This is a genomic window from Deinococcus planocerae (assembly GCF_002869765.1).
GTDB lineage: Bacteria > Deinococcota > Deinococci > Deinococcales > Deinococcaceae > Deinococcus > Deinococcus planocerae.
The window spans coordinates 60,233-75,802 of record NZ_PNOR01000005.1; the positions used below are offsets into that span (position 1 = coordinate 60,233).

Here is a 15,570-nt window from a genome sequence, read left to right on the forward strand (position 1 = left end):
AAGGGCAACGAACGCTCAAGGCGGCGTCAGGGGGTCGCCTCCAGCAGCAGCACCCAGTCGTTGCCGCGGCCCGCCGAGGACGCGGTGAAGGTGCGCTCGCCCGTGTTGGCGAAGGTGCCGATCTCGGCCCGGCCACCCGTGCGGGGGTCGAACCACGCGGCCCGCACCTGGGCGCCGCCCGTCCGGCCCAGCCTGACCGTCACCGGGCCGCCGTCCGGCAGGTAGAGCCACGCGTAGTCCGGGCCACGCATCGCCACGACGGGGCGGTCGCCGACGAAGCTGCCCGCCACGAGCGTGTCGTCGGGCACGCGGTCTTTCATGGGGCGCGACTCCAGCAGCGCCTTGAGGTGGCCGAGCTGCCGCACCGCCGCCGTGTCCAGGGCCGCTTGCCACGCCTTCTCGCCGTCGTACACGTCGAAGCCGTAAACCTTGCGGTGGCCGTAGGTGTGCCCCGCCGCACCCGCGAAGACGCTCCAGTAGGCGACGTTGCGCACGTCCACCTCGTCGCCGTTGCCGTTGGGGATGTGGTGGCACACCGGGTGCCCCTCGTACATGGGCTCGAAGTTGACGACCGGCTTGGCCGGGGTCAGGCGGTAGTCCTCCAGAAGGCGGGTGGCCGACTCTTCGTCGCGGCAGTGTCCGGTGTGCCAGAGGTTGAAGTCGAGCCACGCTTCCCCGTGGAAGTACGCGGAGGAGGTCTGGTAGCCGCGCGTGTGGTAGCTGATCAGGGCGCGGTCGCCTCCCCCCACCCCCTGCTCGATGCCCTCCTTCATCGCCCGCCAGATCGCCTTCACCTCCTCGGTGTCGGGGTAGCGGTCGCCGCCGAGCACCCAGAGGACCGGCTTGTCCCGGTACCGCTCGCCGATGAAGCGGCCATAGACCCGCGCCGAGTCGGGCGTGAAGATCGGCTCGTCGCCCAGCCGGGGCTCGTTGTGCACCCAGATGCCCCAGCTCGGCAGCAGCGCGACCGTCAGCCCCAGCGACGCGGCCTGATCCACCACGTAGTCCATGTGATCCCAGTAGTCGTACTGCTCGGGGTCCGCCGGATCGCTGCCCGGCGTGACGGCGGGTCGGGTGGGGTCCTTGCCCACCAGGGGGAGGTCCCCCTGCGCGTTGGGCACGGTCAGCCCGCTCTCCTCGGCGAGCGCCGCCGCCTGCACCACGGTGAAGCCCTGCGCCGCGCGGGTCTGGAGGTACGTGCGGACGTCCTCGCGGTTCGGGCGGTGGAACAGCTCCCACGCGGTATCCCCCCAGTACAGGAAGGGCCGCCCGTCGGTGTACTCCAGCCGGTGCCCGTCCGCCGAGACGGTCAGGCGGGCGGGCCCGGAGGCCGGGGGCGGCGGGGGAGTCCCGGCCACCGGCGCTGGGGGGGCTTCGGTCACGGGCGCGGAGGGCGTCCCTCCCGAGCAGGCGGACAGCGCCAGGCTGGCCGTGAGCAGGGCGGCGGCGAGAGAAAGGGAGCGGGGAAACTGTGGCATGGGACCTCCTGCAAAAAAGGCAAAAAGAGGGGGACACGTCGCTGAGGACGTGCCCCGGGCGTGCTTGGAAAGACCCGCCGCGTCGCTCCTCCCACCACGGCGGGTGAGGGCGGCCCAAGAGGTCTCGGTGAACTTCGACCTCTACCTTAGACGCCCCTCATGAGAGGTTTGTCACATTCCGCTGTGTCGCCCTCACAAAGCTTTGACGTGGAGTGATTCTGACCGGGCCGTCAGGGGTCGCGGGATGGCCGGGGGGGCGGCCTCAGCCCACCGCGACCGTGCGCGCGTAGGCGCCGAGGTAGCGCGGGACGATGCGGTCCGGGTGGAAGCGGGTGAGGGCCGCCTCCCTCCCCGCCGCGCCCAGCGCCCGGGCGAGCCCCGCGTCCCGCAGGACACGCAGCGCGGCGTCGGCCATCGCGTCCACGTCGCCCAGGGGGGCGAGAAAGCCCGTCACCCCGTCCTGCACGACCTCGGGGACGCCTCCGGCCCGCGCGGCGACGACCGGGACCTCGCAGCTCATGGCCTCCAGGGCGGCGAGGCCGAAACTTTCGTTGCTGCTGGGCAGCAGGAAGAGGTCGCTGATGCCCAGGACCGACTGCACGTCGGGGAAAGATCCCAGGAAGTGCGTGCGCCCGCTCACCCCGAGCTGCCCGGCGAGTTCGAAGGCGCGGGGACGCTCGGGGCCGTCGCCGATCATCAGCAGCCGGGCGGGGAGTTCGCCCGAGACCCGCGCGAAGACGCGCACCACATCCTCCACCCGCTTGACCGGGCGGAAGTTGCTGACGTGGACGATCAAGGCCTCCTCCGGGTGCGCGAAGCGGGCGCGCATGGCGGGGTCGGTCACCCGCACGAAGCGCCCCGCGTCCACGAAGTTGTGGATCACCTCGATCTCGCGCTCGACGCCGAAGACCTCGCGGGTCTGCTCGGCGAGGAAGTGCGACACCGCCGTCACGTGGTCGCTGCGCTCGATGGCGTGCCGGGTCGTGTGCCGGAAGGCGGGCTCGGCCCCCACGAGCGTCACGTCGGTGCCGTGGAGGGTGGTTACCACCCGGCTCCTGCGGGTGATCGCCTGCGCGTGCAGGGCCGCCGTCGCGTGCGGAATCGCGTAGTGCGCGTGCGTCAGTTCCACCCCGTGCTCGAGGATCACCTCGGTGAGGGTGTTCGCCGCCGCCAGCTCGGGAAAGGGCTGGTCGAAGAGGGCGTACGCGAAGGCGCTCACCTGGTGGTAGAAGGGCCGACTCGCCCCCCGCTGCCCCGCCAGCCGGAAGGGCACGGCGGACCCGATGAAATGCACCTCGTGCCCCGCCTGCGCCACCAGCAGCCCCAGCTCGGTCGCTACCACCCCCGAGCCTCCGGCCCCCGCGTGGCACAGCACCGCGATCTTCTCTGGCCTGCGCCCCATAGCCGGGGAGTATAGGCCCCGCCGCCCTCACGTCGAGAATTGTATGGACGCCCCCAATCCCCCCCGTTACGCTGCTCCCGACATGCTCGCCGTCATGACCGATTCCACCTGCGACCTGCCCGCCGAGACGGCCCGTGCCCTCGGCCTGCGCGTCGTGCCCCTGCGCGTGGTGATCGAGGGGCGCACCTTCCTCGACGGGCAGGACCTCGACCCCGAGGCCGTGTACGACCACCAGCGCCGGGGCGGGACGGTGGCGACCGCGCCCGCCCCGCAGGAGGCCTTCGAGACGCTCTACCGCGAACTGCTCGCCACTCACGACGGGGTGGTCAGCGTGCACCTGAGCGGCGAGCTCTCCGACACGGTGCGCCACGCCCGGGCCGCCGCCGGGGCCCTGAACGCGGGAGAGCGGGTCCACGTCATCGACAGCGGCCTCGCCTCGCTGCCCCTCGCCGAGGCCGCCCTGGCCGCCCGCGACGCCCTGTGGAGGGGGGGAGACGCGGCCTCGGCGCAGGCCGCCGTGCGGCGGGTGGGGGAAGAAGCCCTCGCCGAGTTCACCGTGCCCACCCTCGAATACCTGCGCCGGGGAGGCCGCCTCTCGCGGGCTCAGGAACTCGTGGGCAACGTGCTCGGCCTGCGCCCGGTCCTGCGTTTTGACGGCGGGAGGCTGCGCGCCGTGCGCCGCGTGAAGGCCGACGACGCCCTGCGCGACATCCTCGCCCGGCTGGAGGAACGCTTCGGTGACGAGCCGGTCGCCGTCACCGTTGGGCACGCGGGCCGCGACCCCATCCGCCTCGCCGAACTCCGGGCCGCCCTCGGCGCGAGCCGCCTCAACGTGGCGCGGGGACGGGTGCAACTCCTCGGCCCGGCCATCGGCGCCCACGTCGGCCCCGGCACCTACGGGGTGATGGCGCGGCCCTACGAGGGGTGAGACGGGAGCGAGCAGGGGAAGGCCGGGTCACCCCGGTTTGCGCGCCGTGAACAGCACCCGCGTGAAGGCGTAATACACCCGCTCCCCCGGCCAGCGTGAGTGCAGCCGCTCCAGGTACGCCGCCGCGAAGCGCTCGCCGTCCTCCGCCCCCAGCCGCGAGAGGTAGGGCACGAGCGCCGTCCCGCGCGTCCAGTCGAGCACCCCCTCGGCGCCCGGCAGGACGACCGGGTAGACCTTGCCCAGCGCCGTCACCTCCGTCGCGCCCAGCCCGTCGAGCACCTCCGCGTACTGGGCTGGCGTCAGGACGGGCGAGGCCCCGTGCGCCGTCCCGAAGCGGGTGAAGCCCCCCAGCTCCGCCCCGAACTCGTTCGCCGTCTCCGTCAGCAGGCGGTGGCTGGCGTGGTCGTGGTTGGCGGGAAGTTGCACCGCGAGCACCCCACCGGGCCGCAACCTTTCCCACAGCCGGGCGAGGAGCGCCGGGTGATCCGGCAGCCACTGAAGCGCCGCGTTCGAGAACATCAGGTCGAACGAGCCTTCCAGGTCGAGGATGTCCCCCCGCTCGAAGCGCAACCCGGGGAAGCCGCCAGGGTCCGCCTTCGCCAGCATCTCGGCGCTGCTGTCGAGCCCGAGAACCTGCGCGTCTGGAAAGCGTTCCGCCAGCGTCTGGGTGTGCTCCCCCGTCCCGCATCCCAGGTCCACCACGTCGCGGAAGGGGAGAGCCGGGATCATCGCCATCAGGTCACGCGCCGGGGCACTCCGCGCCTCCCGGTGGCGGTGGTACTGGTCGGGATTCCAGGTCATGTCCCCAGGGTAGGTCCAGCAAGCGACGTCTTGTCCGTACTCTGGTGGTGACATAGACGAAGCGCAAGACAGGAGGCGGAAGCCTGTGAGCCCCTGCCCCTGCCATCCTTCCGCTCAACCCCTCGTCAGGTAGGCCGTGCCCCCCTCGACCTCCGCGGCAAAGCCCTCGCCCGGCCCGAAGGTGAGGTCGGCGGCGAGCACCTCCCCGGCGATGAAGTCGCGCCAGACCGAAACGGCCTCCCGGGCGTCCCCCTCCAGGTCGAGGGCGAGCCGGATGCGGTCTTGCACCTCGAAGCCCGCCGCCTTGCGCGCCTCCTGGATGCCGCGCACGAGGTCGCGGGCGACGCCTTCCAGCACGAGGTCGCGCGTCAGGTGGGTGTCGAAGGCGACCAGGAACCCGGCGTCCTCGGCGGCGGCGACGCCTTCAGGGGCCCTGGCGTCCACGAGGACCTGTTCCCCGGTCAGCTCGAACGTCTGCCCGTTCGCCTCCACCGTGAAGGGCTGCCCTGATTGCACCGCGCGGGCGACGGCAGCGGCATCTGCATTCGCCAGGGCGGCCCGCACCGCTGGCAGCGCCTTGCCGTACACCTTGCCGATCACCGGGAGGTTGGGGCGCAGGCTGTAGCGCACGAGGTCGGTGTCGCCTGGCAGGAAGGTCACGTCCTTGACGTTCAGCTCCTCCATGATCTGATCCCGCGACCGCCGCAGCGCGTCCGTGAGTTCCGGCGTGCTCGCCCGCACGCTGACCGAGGCGAGCGGCTGCCGCGTCTTGAGATTGTGCGCTCCCCGCACCGCCCGCCCGAGTTCGACCACCTTGATCACGGCGGCCATTTCAAAGGTGAGCTGCTCGTCCAGCCGTTCCTCGCGCACCTCCGGCCAGCGGGTGAGGTGGACGCTCTCGGCGCCCTGCCCACGGGTGAGGTTGCGGTACATCGCCTCCGCCAGGAAGGGGGTAAAGGGCGCGGTGAGCTGCGAGACAGTGAGCAGCGCCTCGTGCAGCGTGGCGTAGGCGGCCACGTCCACCTCTCCACCTTCGCCCCAGAACCGCGAGCGGTTGCGCCGCACGTACCAGTTGCTCAGGTCGTCCACGAAGCGTTCCAGGACCCGCCCGCCGCCCCGCGCGTCGTAGGCGTCGAGCGAGGCCGTCACGTCCCGCACCGTCTCCTCCAGCCGGGCGAGCAGCCAGCGGTCGATCTCGGGGCGCTCACCAAAGGCGGGGGCGTGTTCCAGGTCGGGGCGGTCGAGGTTCGCGTACAGCACGAAAAAGGAGTACACGTTCCAGAGCGTGTTCACGTACCCGCGCTGCGCCTCCGCCACCAGCCGCTCGGAAAATCTCTTCTGGTCGCCGGGCTCCGACGCCATGAACATGTACCAGCGCACCGAGTCCGCGCCGTAGCGGTCGAAGAGGGGCAGAGGCTCCACCACGTTCCCCTTGCTCTTGCTCATCTTCGCGCCCTTCTCGTCCACGATGTGCCCCAGGCAGATCACGTTGCGGTAGGCGGGCCCCCCATACAGCATCGTCGAGATCGCGTGCAGCGAGTAGAACCACCCGCGCGTCTGGTCGATGGCCTCGCAGATGAAGTCGGCGGGGTAATGCCGCTCGAACGCCTCCATATTCGCCTCGGTGCCGGGGAGGGGGTGCTCGCCCGTCTCGTCCGTCAGCAGATGCCACTGCGCGTACGGCATCGAGCCCGAGTCGAACCACACGTCGAGCACTTCGGGAACGCGTCGGTACTCCTTGCCCTCCAGCGTGAAGGTGATGTCGTCGATGTAGGGGCGGTGCAGGTCCAGCTCGGAGAGGTCGCGCCCCACCAGCTCGCTCAACTCCGCCACGCTCCCCACCACGCGCAGGTCGCCGTCCTCGCTCAGCCAGAAGGGGAGAGGGGTGCCCCAGTACCGCTCGCGGGAGATGGCCCAGTCCACGTTTCCTTCCAGCCAGTTGCCGAAGCGCCCATTCTTGATGCTCGAAGGGACCCAGTTGATCTTCTGGTTCTCCTCCTGCATCCGGTCCGCCACGCTGTTCGTGCGGATGTACCACCCCTTCTTGGCGAAGTAGAGGATGGGGTCACCCGTCCGGTCGTGGAAGGGGTAGCGGTGCCGCAGGGTGCCTGCCCAGAACATCAGGCCGCGAGACTTGAGGTCGGCGATCAGGCCCTTGTCCGCGTCCTTGAAGAACTTGCCGCGTTCCCCCGTCACCCGCAGGATGCCGTGGTCGTCCACCCCGAACATCAGCGGCACCCCGTACTTGCGGGCGAGTTCCAGGTCCTCCGCACCGTACGCCGGGGCCTCGTGCGCCACCCCCGAGCCGTCCGCCGCCGACACGAATTCGGCCAGCGTGACGAAGTGCATCACCGGGCGCCCGTCGGCATTGCGCTCGTGCAGCTCCTTCAAAACGCCGAGTTCCACCGCCACCTCGGGGAAGGGCGGCTCGTACTCTGCCCCCTCTAGGTCGCGGCCCGGGAAGGAGGCGAGCACCTCCAGCGGCGGCTGGTCCTTGTGCAGCCCGCTCAGGCGTTCCACCGCATCCTGGGCGACGATCACGGTGCCCATCTGGCTCCGCGCCGCCACGTACGTCAATTCCGCGTTCACCGCCGCGAGCGTGTTGCTCGGCAGCGTCCAGGGCGTCGTCGTCCACACCACGAGGGCGAGCCCCTGCCGGTCCTCCCCGCTCAGGGCGCTGAGCACCGCGTGTGCCCGCTCCGGCAGCGTGTCCCAGATCAGGGGGAAGCGCACGTACACGCTGGGGTCGTCGACCTCACGGTACGAATCGACCTCCCCCAGCTCCGCCCGCGAGAGGGTCGTCGAGATGCGCGGCGAGAGCGGCACGACCTTGTAATCCTGCGAGATCAGCCCCTTCGCGTGCAGCCGCTTGAGGAGGTTCCACACGCTCTCCACGTAGCTGTTCTGGTAGGTGATGTAGGGGTCTTTCAGGTCTACCCAGAAGCCCAGCCGCTCGGTGAAGGTGTTCCACTCCTGGATCGTCTCCCACACCGAGGTGCGGCACAGGCGGTTGAATTCCTCCAACTCCTCCCGCGTGGCCCCGTGGTTGCGCCCGAGCAGCCCCAGCCGCTTCTCGACGCTGATCTCGACGGGCAGGCCGTGGGTGTCCCAGCCCCCCTTGCGGGTGACGTGATACCCCTGCATCACCTTGTAGCGGGGAAAGAGGTCCTTAAATGACCGCGCCAGGACGTGGTGCAGCGCCGGGCGCCCGTTCGCGGTGGGGGGGCCCTCGTAGAAGACGTACTCGGGCTGGTCCGGGCGGCGCTCCTGGGTGCGCTCGAACACGCGCTGACTCTGCCAGAAGCCGAGCACGCCGCGCTCCAGCTCCGCAAAACGCGGCTGGGAGTTCACGGGCTCGAACATGGGCGGGGCGGCGGGTTTGGATTCGGTGGTCGTCATGGTTTCTCCTCGAACAAAACAAGGCGGCGCGTCCCAGCCTGCCTGCCGCTGCTGGGACGCGCCGCCGCTGGGGCTGATCGCGTGGTACCACCCAACTTCACCCCCGCCTGCGCGGGAGCCTCGTTGCTCGGCCCTCTGTCGGGGGGCGTCCGGACGGGTCTAGTCGGTCCCGCAAGGGGAAGCCTTTCTTCCGCCGGCGCGGGAGGGGATCTTCGGCGGGGGGCCTGCCGTCCGGCTTACACCGTCCCGGACTCGCTCGTGGCGGCTGGCCCCGCGTACTCGTCTCACGGTCGCCTGGGGGTTGTCTCCCCGTTCCCGGGGTTCTGACCATGCTAGGCCCCCGGGGCGGGCGGGGTCAATCCGTCATCCGTCCTAGTTGGACCGGGGAAAACGTGCGATCCTCCAAGACTTCCGGGGACGGTCAAGGCCGGGTTGACCGCCTTGCCATGGCACTTCACAGCTTCGGCGCCTACCATACCCCGCAGGCCCATAGAATAGAGGAAAGGGGGAGAGCGTATGGAATTTTTCATCGACACGGCCATCATCGACGAGGTGCGCGAGATCAACTCGTGGGGGGTGCTGTCCGGCGTGACCACCAACCCCAGCCTCGTCGCCTCGTCGGGGCGCGACTTCCGGGAAGTCATCCAGGAGATCGCGGGGCTGGTCGGCGGCGCGATCTCCGCGGAGGTCACGGCCCTCGACGCCGAGGGCATGGTCAAGGAGGGCCGCGAGGTCGCGGGGTGGAGCGAGCACGTCGTCGTCAAGCTGCCGCTGACCCCCGCCGGGCTCCAGGCGTGCAAGACCTTGACGAAAGAGGGCATCAAGACCAACGTGACCCTGTGCTTCTCGGTCCCGCAGGCCCTGCTCGCCGCCCGCGCCGGGGCCACCTATATCTCGCCCTTCGCGGGCCGGGTGGACGACATCGGCTGGGACGGCATCGAGCTGATCCGCCAGATCAAGGAGGCGTACGTCCTCGGCAACGTTTCCACCCGGGTGCTCGCCGCCTCGATCCGTCACCCCACCCACGTCGTGCAGGCTTCTCTCGCGGGTGCCGACGTGGCGACCATCCCCTACAAGGTCTTCGCGCAGATGATCAAGCATCCGCTGACGAGCGCCGGGCTCGACGCCTTCCTCAAGGACTGGGCGTCCCGGGCGGGGGCGAGTGCCCAGACGGCGCCCAGCGAGGCCGGGACCAACCCGCAGCCCGCGCCCGGCGCCCAGGTGCCCGAGCCCGCCGCCAAGTAATCCCCAGGAGGGCCCCCCCCAGTGACCGATCCCCACCCCCAAGGGCCGCTGCCCTTCCACGAACTCCAGCAAAAGATCCTCCCCGAACTCCACCTGATCGCCGCCAGCCACGGCATCGAGAACTACCGCAAGCTCAAAAAGGACTCGCTCGCCCTCGCCATCATGGAGCGGCAGGCGGGCGCCGAGGGCCAGAGCCTCGCGCGGGGCTTCCTCGACATCAGCCCCGACGGCTACGGCTTCCTGCAAGCCGAGCTGCTTGACCCCGCCTCGCGTTCGACCCTCGTCACGGCGGGCCTGATCAAGCAGTTTCACCTGCGCACCGGCGACGAGGTGATTGGCCGCGCCCGCCGCCCGCGCGAGAACGAGCGCTACGGCACCCTCGTGCAGGTCGAGGCGGTCAACGGCCTCGACCCGGAAGCGGCCCGCCGTCGCCCCCGCTTCGACGACCCCACCCCCACCTTCCCCGACGCCCAGCTTGTGCTGGAAGACCCGGGGATGGACGACGGCCTCTCCCTGCGGGTGGTGGACCTCCTCGTGCCCATCGGGCGGGGGCAGCGGGCATTGATCGTCGCGCCCCCCAAGGCGGGCAAGACGACCCTGCTCAAGAAGATCGCCAACTCCATCGTCAAGAACTACCCCGACGTGACGGTGATGGTTCTCCTCGTCGACGAGCGCCCCGAGGAGGTCACCGACTTCCGCGAGAGCGTGGGAGGCGCCCAGGTCATCGCCTCCACCTTCGACGAGCCGCCGCAGCACCACGTCCGGGTCGCCGAGTTCGTCCACGAGCGCGCCCGGCGCATCGTCGAGGACGGCGGGCACGTCGTGATCTTGCTCGACTCGATCACCCGCCTCGCCCGCGCGAACAACCTCGTCACCCCGCCGACCGGGCGCACCTTATCTGGCGGCCTGGATTCCAACGCCCTGCACTGGCCCAAACGGTTTCTCGGCGCGGCCCGCAACATCCGCGACGGCGGCTCGCTGACCATCCTGGCGACCGCGCTCGTGGAGACGGGCTCGCGGATGGACGACGTGATCTTCGAGGAATTCAAGGGCACCGGCAACGCCGAACTCGTGCTCTCGCGCCGCCTGGAAGAGCGCCGCATCTTTCCGGCCCTCGACATCCTCAAGTCGGGGACCCGCCGCGAAGAACTCCTGCTCCAGCCCGAGGTCCTCAAGAAGATGTGGCTGCTGCGCAAGGTGATCAGCGACATGGACCCCGCCGACGCGATGGAGATGCTCCTGACCCGCATGGGCAAGACCCGCAACAACGTCGAGTTCCTGCAATCCCTCGCGGGCGGCTGAGCCCGCCCCCCGGCACCCGAGCCACGCCGCCCCCGCGGCGGCCCTCTCGCGGTGCCCCCCGTCCGGAGGCCCGGTGCCCGAGTTGTCCCCTCACCCCCCCACCCGCGACGCCGCCCCGGGGCGCCTGTGAGGCGCGCGTCCCCGGGGGCAGGGGAGAGCCCCGCCGAACTGCGCCTCCTCGTGGTGGACGACGAACAGCAGATTCTCGAACTCCTGAGCCTCACGCTCGGCCTCCACGGCTTTCAGGTCGAGACCGCCCGCAGCGGCCCCGAGGCCCTCGGCGCGGCCTGCGAGCGGGGCTTCGACGTCATCGTCATGGACGTGCTGATGACCCCCTGGGACGGCTTCGAGACCGTCCGCCGACTCCACGCCGCTCTGGGCCGCGGCCTTCCGCCCGTCGTCTTCCTCTCCGGCCTCGACCGCCAGGAGCGCGTCCCCGACCTCGGCCCCGACCTCATCACCGCCTACCTCGTCAAGCCCTTCCGCCCCTCCCAGCTCGTCGAGAGCATCCGCCAGGTCGCCGCCCGCCGCCCCGGCTGATCTGACCCCACAGACCTCCCGAAACTGGCCCTTCACACGGGGCCAGTTTCGCGTCAGAGTGGCGGGCATGACCTTATCCTCCGAGACCGGAACGCCCGCGATCAAGCGGGGCTTTGCCGAGATGTTCAAGGGCGGCGTGATCATGGACGTGGTGAGCGCCGACCAGGCGAGGATGGCCGAGGCCGCCGGGGCGAGCGCCGTGATGGCCCTGGAGCGCGTGCCCGCCGACATCCGCCGCGACGGGGGCGTCGCCCGCATGAGCGATCCGCGCATGATCAAGGAGATCCTGGACGCCGTATCGATTCCCGTGATGGCCAAGGTCCGCATCGGCCACCTCGTCGAGGCGCAGATTCTCCAGGCCCTCGGGGTGGACTTCATCGACGAGTCGGAAGTGCTGACCCCGGCGGACGACCAATACCACATCGACAAAGAGGCCTTCACCGTCCCCTTCGTGTGCGGGGCGAGGAACCTCGGCGAGGCCCTGCGCCGCGTGGGCGAGGGGGCCTCCATGATTCGCACCAAGGGCGAGGCGGGCACCGGCAACATCGTCGAGGCCGTGCGCCACGCCCGGACCGTGCTCGGCGAGATTCGCGCCCTCCAGGCCCGCCCGGTAGAAGAACTCATGACCGCCGCCCGCGACCTCGGCGCTCCCTCCCACCTCGTGCGGCATGTGCACGAGCACGGTTCGCTGCCCGTCGTCAACTTCGCCGCGGGCGGCGTCGCCACCCCCGCCGACGCCGCCCTGATGATGAGCCTCGGCCTCGACGGCGTATTCGTCGGCAGCGGCATCTTCAAGAGTGACCAGCCCGAGCGCCGCGCCCGCGCCATCGTTCAGGCCGTCACCCACTTCCAAAACCCCGACCTCCTCGCCCAGCTCAGCGAGGACCTCGGCCCCCCCATGACCGGCATCGACATCGACACCCTCCTCCCCGAACAGCGCCTCGCGGGCCGCGGTTGGTAGCCCAGAGGCCGCGCGATCCCTCTAAATTAATACAACCGGCTTTTCCCTGACTCCCTCTTCCTCCCAGTCAAGCCCGCCCACGCAGCACCTCCACCCCGCGCCTCCCCGGAGCCCCCATGTTCCAACCCCACCTCGGCGTCCTCGCCCTCCAGGGCGCCTTCCGCGAACACCGCCGGCATCTGGAAAACCTCGGCGCACGCGTCCGCGAGGTGCGTCTTCCCGCGGACCTCGAAGGCCTCCAGGGCCTGGTCCTCCCCGGCGGAGAGAGCACCGCCATCGCCCGGCTGATGACGGCGGCGGGGCTGTGGGACCCCATCCGCGCCTTTCACGCCGCGGGCGGCGCCCTGTGGGGCAGTTGCGCGGGCCTGATCCTGCTCGCCCGCGAGGTCGAGGGCGCCCCGCCCGGGTCCGGCCACCAGACAAGCCTGGGGGTACTGGACGCCACAGCCCGCCGCAACGCCTTCGGGCGGCAGGTGGACTCCTTCCGGGTGCCGCTCTCCGTCCGCGGCCTGGACACCCCCTTTCCCGCCGTCTTCATCCGCGCGCCCGTGATCTCGCGCCCCGGCCCGGGGGTCGAAGTCCTCGCGGAGTACGGCGGGCAGGCCGTCCTCGTGCGCCAGGGCCGCGTGCTCGCCTCGGCCTTCCACCCGGAACTTACCCCCGACCCCCGGGTGCATGAAGGGTTCTTGCGGCTGGTGACGGCGCCCCCGCCGCGCTGAGGCTCCCCCCGGGCGCTATGCTCGGGCGCGTGCGAGCGCAGGAATACCGGGCCGGGGGCGCCCGCCTCTCCTACCACGTGACCGGCGAGGGCGACCCCATCGTGCTCGTCCACGGCCTGAGCGGCTCGGGCCGGTGGTGGCGGCGCAACGTCCCCGCGCTCGCCGCCGCCCACCGGGTCTACGTCATCGACCTCGTGGGCTATGGCCGGGCCTACCGCCAGCGCGCCCTGGGCGTTCGGGACGCCGCCGCGTTGATTGCCGCCTTCACCGACGACCTCGGCCTGGAGCGCGTCACCCTCATCGGCCACTCGATGGGCGGCCACATCTGCACCCACGTCGCCGCCCTGCGCCCGAACCGGGTGCGCCACCTCGTCCTCGCCTGCGCGAGCGGCTTACTGACGGGCAACATCTACCGGGTGGCGCTGGGGCTTCCCAAGGCCGCCGTCACGGGCCGACTCGCCTTCGTGCCGCGCGTTCTCGCCGACGCCGCCCGCGCCGGGCCGGTCAACGTCTGGCGAAGCACCACCGACCTCCTCGGGGACAACGTGGCCGAGCTCCTCCCCCGCATCACCGCCCGCACCCTGGTCGTCTGGGGAGCGCGCGACGCCCTCGTGCCCCCCCGCACCGGTCGGGCGCTGGCCGCCGCCATCCCCGGCGCCCGCTACGAGGAGATTCCCCGCGCCGGACACGTCGTCATGGTCGACGCCCCCGCGCGCTTCAACGCCCTCGTCCTCGACTTCCTGGCCGAGGACGAGCTGGCCGCGGCAGGGGAGGCTTGAAGGCCCGCGCGCACCTCACCCGCGTCCACGGCCTGCGGACCCACGCCCGGGTGCGCGGCGAGGGCCCCCCCCTCGTCATCGTCCCCGGCCTGGGCTGCGCCTCGTGGATGTACGCCCGCGTCTCGCGCGCACTCGCCCGCGAGCGCACCGTCTACGCCTACGACCCCCCCGGCCACGGCCTGAGCCAGGGGCGCCCGGACTTCCCCGCCCGGTTGGAAGACCTCACGGGGCACCTCGCCGCCTGGCTGGAAGAGAGCGGCCTGCGGGGCGCGCCCGTGCTCGGCCACTCGCTCGGGGGCGAGGTCGTCTTCGACCTCGCCGCCCGCTTCCCCGCCCTCACGGGCCCCCTGATCGCCTGCGCCCCCACCGGCATCCCCGAAAATCCCAGCGTCGCCGGGCAGCTCCTGCGCCTGGCGCGCGACCTCCCCCGCGAGCGCCCCGGCCTCCTGCTCCCCGGCCTCGCCGCCTACCTGCGCAGCGGCCCCGCCCGGATGCTCCGCCTCGCCGCCGACCAGCGAGCGCACGACACCGGCCCCCTGCTCCCGCGCGTGCGGGTGCCCACCCTGCTCCTGGACGGCACCGCCGACCCCGTGATCCGCTCCTGGACCGTCCGCGCCATCCGCGCCGCCATCCCCCACGCCGTCGTCCGCGAGGTCCCCGGCGGCACCCACGCCCTCACCGACTCCCACCCTCGCACCGTCGCCCGCCTCACCCTCGACTTCCTCCGAAAGGTGGAGACGTGACCTTCCGCGCAACCCCGTTGCGCCCCGCTCCCCTGTCCAGGACATCCGAGCAACGCCGTTGCCGCCTGACCCCGCGAGGCGGTAGACTCGCCCGCATGTTCGAGGACACCCACGAAGGCCATATCCTGCTCACGCCCGGCCCCACGCCGATCCACCCCCGGGCGCAGCGGGCGCTGACGCGCCCCATGCTCGGGCACATGGACCCTGAGGTCTTCGCGCTCAACCGCGAAATCCAGGCGGACCTGCGGGTGATGTACGGCACCGCACCGCAGACCTTCACCGCGCTGCTCGCGGGCACCGGCAGCCTGGGGATGGAGGCGGGCTTCGCGAACCTCGTCGAGGCCGGGGACGAGGTGCTCGTGTGCGCCAACGGCTCTTTCGGGTACCGGATGGCCGAGATGGCCGCCCGCCACGGGGCGCGGGTGCGGCTGGTGACCGCCCCCCTCGGCGAGGCCATCGACCCGGCGGACGTGGCCGCGCGGCTGGGCGGGGTGGGCATGGTCGCGGTCGTGCACGGCGAGACGAGCACGGGAGTGCTCAACCCGGTTCCCGAGATCGCCCGCCTGGTGCGGGAGAGCGGGGCGCTCCTGACCGTGGACGCCGTGACCACCGCCGGGATGGAGCCCTTCCACATGGCGGAGTGGGGGGTGGACTACGCCTACACCGGCGCGCAAAAGTGCCTCTCGGCCCCCCCCGGCCTCGCCCCCGTCGCAATCAGCGAGCGCGCCTTCGCCCGCTTTCACGCCCGGCGCACCCCCACGCCGCTGTGGTACTGCGACCTGGAGGGCCTGCGCGACTACTGGGAGCGGCACACCTACCACCACACCGTCCCCGTCAACCTCCACTACGCCTTCCACGCCGCCCTCGGGGCCGCCCTGGAGGAGGGCCTGGAGACCCGGCAGGCCCGCGTGCGGCGGCTCGGCCAGGCGGTCGTCAGCGCCCTTTCCCCCCTGGGCTTCACCCACTACGTCCAGGACCCGGCGGCCCGGCTCCCCACCGTCCTCGCCCTGCGGCTGCCACCCGGCTTCGACGACGCGGGCGTGCGCGCGGCCCTGAGGGCACGCGAGATCAGTGTCACCGGCGGCCTGGGCCCCACCGCGGGCCTCATCTGGCGCCTCGGCCTGATGGGGGAGGCCGCCCGCCCCGCCCCCTACCGCGCCCTGATGCTCGCCCTGGAGGATCTGCTGGGAGAGCGCGGCCTCGCAGGCCGCTTCGGGGAGGCGCTGGGGGCCGTACCGGCCCTGGGGTGAGTGGTGAGGAGTCAGCGGGCTCG

At 71.5% G+C, this 15,570-nt stretch carries 13 protein-coding genes; 9 read left to right on the forward strand and 4 right to left on the reverse strand.

From position 1 onward, the window contains the following. Positions 1 to 26 precede the first annotated feature (26 nt). Both A7B18_RS04040 and bshA read right to left on the reverse strand, forming a co-directional pair. A complete protein-coding gene (locus A7B18_RS04040; protein WP_102125388.1) occupies positions 27 to 1,478 on the reverse strand; it encodes a glycoside hydrolase family 140 protein in 1,452 nt (483 codons plus the stop codon). A gap of 262 nt (positions 1,479 to 1,740) precedes the next feature. Continuing rightward, positions 1,741 to 2,880, reverse strand: a complete 1,140-nt coding sequence (gene bshA, locus A7B18_RS04045; RefSeq protein ID WP_102125389.1) for an N-acetyl-alpha-D-glucosaminyl L-malate synthase BshA — start codon at positions 2,878 to 2,880, stop codon at positions 1,741 to 1,743. A gap of 94 nt (positions 2,881 to 2,974) precedes the next feature. Here bshA and A7B18_RS04050 point away from each other — a divergent pair, with 94 nt between their 5' ends. Next, positions 2,975 to 3,808, forward strand: a complete 834-nt coding sequence (locus A7B18_RS04050) for a DegV family protein (protein ID WP_245872733.1) — start codon at positions 2,975 to 2,977, stop codon at positions 3,806 to 3,808. A gap of 27 nt (positions 3,809 to 3,835) precedes the next feature. On the opposite strand, the gene A7B18_RS04055 is transcribed toward A7B18_RS04050, so the two are convergent. After that, the gene (locus A7B18_RS04055) at positions 3,836 to 4,609 is read right to left on the reverse strand and encodes a methyltransferase domain-containing protein (protein ID WP_102125391.1); all 774 of its coding nucleotides are present in this window, start codon (positions 4,607 to 4,609) and stop codon (positions 3,836 to 3,838) included. A gap of 114 nt (positions 4,610 to 4,723) precedes the next feature. Further along, entirely contained in the window at positions 4,724 to 8,008 is a 3,285-nt protein-coding gene (ileS, locus tag A7B18_RS04060; RefSeq protein ID WP_180970012.1) for an isoleucine--tRNA ligase, read from the reverse strand. Positions 8,009 to 8,524: 516 nt separating this feature from the next. On the opposite strand from ileS, the gene fsa reads away from it, so the two are divergent. The 8 genes from fsa to A7B18_RS04100 all read left to right on the forward strand — a co-directional run bounded on the left by fsa (position 8,525) and on the right by A7B18_RS04100 (position 15,547). Next, positions 8,525 to 9,253 (forward strand): fructose-6-phosphate aldolase, encoded by a 729-nt coding sequence (fsa, locus tag A7B18_RS04065; RefSeq protein ID WP_102125392.1) that lies wholly within the window; start codon positions 8,525 to 8,527, stop codon positions 9,251 to 9,253. Positions 9,254 to 9,274: 21 nt separating this feature from the next. Further along, positions 9,275 to 10,555, forward strand: a complete 1,281-nt coding sequence (gene rho, locus A7B18_RS04070; RefSeq protein WP_102125393.1) for a transcription termination factor Rho — start codon at positions 9,275 to 9,277, stop codon at positions 10,553 to 10,555. A 126-nt stretch (positions 10,556 to 10,681) separates the two neighbouring features. After that, positions 10,682 to 11,095 carry a response regulator gene (locus tag A7B18_RS04075; protein WP_245872734.1) on the forward strand — a complete coding sequence of 138 codons (414 nt, stop codon included), beginning with the start codon at positions 10,682 to 10,684 and terminating at the stop codon, positions 11,093 to 11,095. A gap of 67 nt (positions 11,096 to 11,162) precedes the next feature. Next, positions 11,163 to 12,056: a pyridoxal 5'-phosphate synthase lyase subunit PdxS gene (gene pdxS, locus A7B18_RS04080; RefSeq protein WP_102125395.1), complete on the forward strand. Its 894-nt coding sequence runs from the start codon at positions 11,163 to 11,165 to the stop codon at positions 12,054 to 12,056. A gap of 116 nt (positions 12,057 to 12,172) precedes the next feature. Further along, positions 12,173 to 12,775 (forward strand): pyridoxal 5'-phosphate synthase glutaminase subunit PdxT, encoded by a 603-nt coding sequence (pdxT, locus tag A7B18_RS04085; protein ID WP_102125396.1) that lies wholly within the window; start codon positions 12,173 to 12,175, stop codon positions 12,773 to 12,775. A 17-nt stretch (positions 12,776 to 12,792) separates the two neighbouring features. Then, positions 12,793 to 13,554 carry an alpha/beta fold hydrolase gene (locus A7B18_RS04090; RefSeq protein WP_102125397.1) on the forward strand — a complete coding sequence of 254 codons (762 nt, stop codon included), beginning with the start codon at positions 12,793 to 12,795 and terminating at the stop codon, positions 13,552 to 13,554. Then, positions 13,551 to 14,297, forward strand: a complete 747-nt coding sequence (locus A7B18_RS04095) for an alpha/beta fold hydrolase (RefSeq protein WP_102125398.1) — start codon at positions 13,551 to 13,553, stop codon at positions 14,295 to 14,297. Before A7B18_RS04090 ends, A7B18_RS04095 begins: the two co-directional genes overlap by 4 nt. A 95-nt stretch (positions 14,298 to 14,392) precedes the next feature. Next, positions 14,393 to 15,547 (forward strand): alanine--glyoxylate aminotransferase family protein, encoded by a 1,155-nt coding sequence (locus A7B18_RS04100; RefSeq protein ID WP_102125399.1) that lies wholly within the window; start codon positions 14,393 to 14,395, stop codon positions 15,545 to 15,547. Positions 15,548 to 15,570 lie beyond the last annotated feature (23 nt).

Coding starts and splice junctions, on each gene's coding strand:
- pdxT (WP_102125396.1), top strand. CDS start 12,173: ATGTTCCAACCCCACCTCGGCGTCCTCGCCCTCCAGGGCGCCTTCCGC.
- A7B18_RS04050 (WP_245872733.1), top strand. CDS start 2,975: ATGACCGATTCCACCTGCGACCTGCCCGCCGAGACGGCCCGTGCCCTC.
- pdxS (WP_102125395.1), top strand. CDS start 11,163: ATGACCTTATCCTCCGAGACCGGAACGCCCGCGATCAAGCGGGGCTTT.
- A7B18_RS04090 (WP_102125397.1), top strand. CDS start 12,793: ATGCTCGGGCGCGTGCGAGCGCAGGAATACCGGGCCGGGGGCGCCCGC.
- ileS (WP_180970012.1), bottom strand. CDS start 8,008: ATGACGACCACCGAATCCAAACCCGCCGCCCCGCCCATGTTCGAGCCC.
- A7B18_RS04055 (WP_102125391.1), bottom strand. CDS start 4,609: ATGACCTGGAATCCCGACCAGTACCACCGCCACCGGGAGGCGCGGAGT.
- bshA (WP_102125389.1), bottom strand. CDS start 2,880: ATGGGGCGCAGGCCAGAGAAGATCGCGGTGCTGTGCCACGCGGGGGCC.
- A7B18_RS04040 (WP_102125388.1), bottom strand. CDS start 1,478: ATGCCACAGTTTCCCCGCTCCCTTTCTCTCGCCGCCGCCCTGCTCACG.
- fsa (WP_102125392.1), top strand. CDS start 8,525: ATGGAATTTTTCATCGACACGGCCATCATCGACGAGGTGCGCGAGATC.
- A7B18_RS04100 (WP_102125399.1), top strand. CDS start 14,393: ATGTTCGAGGACACCCACGAAGGCCATATCCTGCTCACGCCCGGCCCC.